This is a genomic window from Mycoplasmopsis alligatoris A21JP2 (assembly GCF_000178375.1).
GTDB lineage: Bacteria > Bacillota_I > Bacilli_A > Mycoplasmatales > Metamycoplasmataceae > Mycoplasmopsis > Mycoplasmopsis alligatoris.
Genome location: NZ_ADNC01000028.1, coordinates 1 through 3,070, shown reverse-complemented (window position 1 = coordinate 3,070; position 3,070 = coordinate 1). Strand labels below are relative to the sequence as shown.

Here is a 3,070-nt window from a genome sequence, read left to right as displayed (position 1 = left end):
CAGTTGATATGAAATAAACAAAACGATTTATTTACCTATAGATTCTAAATTTCCTTTAAAAAGTTTCCAAAACTATATAGAAAAAAGAGAATCAACTAAGGACATTAGTCAAATTAATAAAGCATAATCTGAGTTTGTATCAGTAATTACATCTATTTCAAAAGATGTATCAAATAAATATATTGTAGAAAATTTAACTACGGATGTAGCCATGATATTTATTCCTTCTGAGGCTATGTTTCAGCATATTATAGCTCTTCAAGGAGGAAATTTAGTGGCAAATATTAGAGCACAACATAAAATTGAATTTATTTCTCCTTCAATAACAAATTATGTTATTTCATTAATAAAATCATGACATAAAAAATTTGATGATTATTTAATGGCTGAAGAATATTTATCTGTAATAAATTCATTTGAAAAAAAATACTCAACACATGGCAAAAAAGTTAATACTATTTTAAATAGTACCGTAAGTTTAATTAGTCAATTAAATCAATTATTAAAAACTGATAAAGGGTTGTTTAATTCCTTAAATAACTATAAAAGCAAAAATAAAAGAAAATGAGAAGAATTTGAAAAAATATCATTAGAAAAAAATTTTCACGAAAATAGTAATAAAATAGTTGATGAAATATTTAAAGATTCAGATAATATTTTACTTGAACAGGCAGAAATAATTAAAAGTGAGGATGAATAATGATTTACGATAAATTAAGCAATATTCATAAGTATTATGGAATAAATAAAAATTTAGATAAAGCTATAACTTGATTAAAAACAAATAATTACTTAAAGGTTGAATTAGGTGTAACAAAAATTGATGAAGATATTTTTGTTAAAAGAATTAAATGCTGTACTTTAAAAGATGAAGAATTAGTAAATGAAATTCACTATAAATATGCAGACATACATTTATATGTAAATTATGAAGATAATATTACATATTTAGTTAACCCAGAATTAAAATCAACTGATATAGTTGCAGAATACAACGCAATCGAAGATATAGTTTTATATAAAAACAATTTCAAAGAAGGACGTATTCCGGTTAAAGAAAATACATTTGCTATTTTCTTACCATTTGAAGCTCATGCACCTAAAAGAAATCATGGTCAAAATGAAATTGAAAAAATAATTATTAAAGTGAAATGATAGGGTTTTAAAAACTCTTCATTTTTTATAATATTTATAAAAATAATATATTTTCAAATTGAGAATTATTCTTATTTTTTCTCAATAAATTAAAATAATATGAAAATATTAAGTAATATTTTTATTATTAAAAAAAATATTCTTTTTTTCTTTAAAAAATAAAAAGTTTTAAAATTATATAGAGCATATTAGCCAGGAGCAAAAATGATACAAAGTAAATTTGATAAAATTTTTTACATATTTTTCTTTGTCTCACTGCTTAGCATTAGCATCATTTTAATAAGTTTATGATCAATAAACTATTCATTATTTTTTGGATTTGCAATTGGCGCTTTAGTTTCTTATTTCAATTATGAACTAAGCAACTTTAGTGTGCTTTTAATTCTATACAAAAGGAAAAAAAGTGCGATAGTTTTTGGAATTTTAAAACACTTATTTAGCTTAATTATAGTTGGTTTAGTAATTTATCTAATTATTTATATTAACTTAGAACACGCTAAAAAAATTAACCAAAAAACTATTTTTTTTAATAAACCAATTAATATATTTACATTTATTTTTGGTATTACACTGCTTCCTTTTAGTCTTTTATGAAGCAATGGAATTTATAACTATTTAAAAAAGAAAGGAAAAGATGGATTCATTTAAAGAGCATATTATTGCTTCGTGAAATCAACCACAATTATTTTCGTTAGTTATTACAACTTTAATTATTTGTATCGTTTCAGTAATTATTTTTGTTAAAGCACGAAAAATAAAACCTTCTCAATCGCCTACAGGAATTGTTTTGATTGCAGAAGCTTATGTTGGCATGGTTGAAAATAATTTTCTTTCATCAACTGATGGAAAATTAAGCAAAGCAAAATATTATATATTTACTTTAGCATCCTTTTTATTAGTAGGTAACTTAGTAAGTATTTTAGGGTTAGAACCTATTTCTACTTCTTATTCAATACCGTTAGTTTTAGCACTGTCATCTTGAATTGGAATTTATGTTGTAGGATTAACATATCGGAAGTTAAGATTCCTAAAAAAATACATTAATGTTCTAGAAGTTATTGGTCAGTTTGCTCCATTGATTTCCTTAGGTTTTAGGGTTTATGGAAACATAATTGGAGGAGGTTCAATAGTTTTACTTATTTATTTAGTATGTGGAATTATTTGAACAAAACTACCTGGAATGGCTGAACATGAATGATACTTTTTTGCACCAATCATCACGCCATTTTTACATATGTATTTTGATTTACTTGGTGCAGTTATTCAAGCTTATGTTTTCACTCTATTAACGACAATTTATTGAGTTAATGAAATGCCTACTTCAGAAGAAGAAGCAAAAATGAATGAAAAGAAAAATATTAAAACTTATAAAGTTAAACAAGAAATTTATTAGGAGAAATTATGTTAGATAAAGTTACTACATTTTTAGCTGAAGCTGCAAACACAGCTACAGAAGCATCAAAAAACGTTCCTGCCGATAAAGGTATAGGATTTGGACTAGTAGCCGTAGGAATTGGAGCTTCAATGATTGGAGTTTTAGGAACTGGAGCTGGTCAAGGTTATGCAGCCGGTAAAGCTGCTGAAGCAGTTGGTAGAAACCCTGAAGCTGAAAGTAAAATTCGTTCAATGATGATTGTTGGGATGGCTATTGCCGAATCGTCAGCTATTTATTCACTTCTTATTGCAATTTTATTATTCTTCGTATACAAATAATACTGGAACGTAGGCTAATATGGAAAAATATACAAATGCTATAAGAGATGTTGCTACTTATTTACAAGAAGCAATAGATAAACCTCAATCAATTAGTGAGTCAATGTCGGATAGATTTTTAAAGATCTTTCCTAATGTACCATTAATGATTGCAACAATGATTTCGTTTATATTTTGTTTTCTATTTTTAACTTATTTTTTA

At 25.2% G+C, this 3,070-nt stretch carries 5 protein-coding genes and 1 pseudogene; all 6 read left to right on the top strand.

The genetic code is table 4. The features are described 5' to 3' along the window. Positions 1 to 274: 274 nt before the first annotated feature. A complete protein-coding gene (locus MALL_RS04065; RefSeq protein ID WP_005684010.1) occupies positions 275 to 700 on the top strand; it encodes a hypothetical protein in 426 nt (141 codons plus the stop codon). Next, positions 700 to 1,158: a YhcH/YjgK/YiaL family protein gene (locus MALL_RS04060; RefSeq protein WP_005684014.1), complete on the top strand. Its 459-nt coding sequence runs from the start codon at positions 700 to 702 to the stop codon at positions 1,156 to 1,158. The genes MALL_RS04065 and MALL_RS04060 overlap by 1 nt, the downstream gene beginning before the upstream one ends. A gap of 201 nt (positions 1,159 to 1,359) precedes the next feature. Then, positions 1,360 to 1,803: a hypothetical protein gene (locus tag MALL_RS04055; RefSeq protein WP_005684013.1), complete on the top strand. Its 444-nt coding sequence runs from the start codon at positions 1,360 to 1,362 to the stop codon at positions 1,801 to 1,803. Next, a complete protein-coding gene (locus MALL_RS04050; protein ID WP_005684015.1) occupies positions 1,790 to 2,548 on the top strand; it encodes a F0F1 ATP synthase subunit A in 759 nt (252 codons plus the stop codon). Before MALL_RS04055 ends, MALL_RS04050 begins: the two co-directional genes overlap by 14 nt. Positions 2,549 to 2,556: 8 nt before the next feature. Further along, a complete protein-coding gene (gene atpE, locus MALL_RS04045; RefSeq protein WP_005684016.1) occupies positions 2,557 to 2,868 on the top strand; it encodes an ATP synthase F0 subunit C in 312 nt (103 codons plus the stop codon). 19 nt (positions 2,869 to 2,887) lie between these two features. Continuing rightward, positions 2,888 to 3,070, top strand: a pseudogene (locus tag MALL_RS04040) (hypothetical protein); the annotation flags it as partial.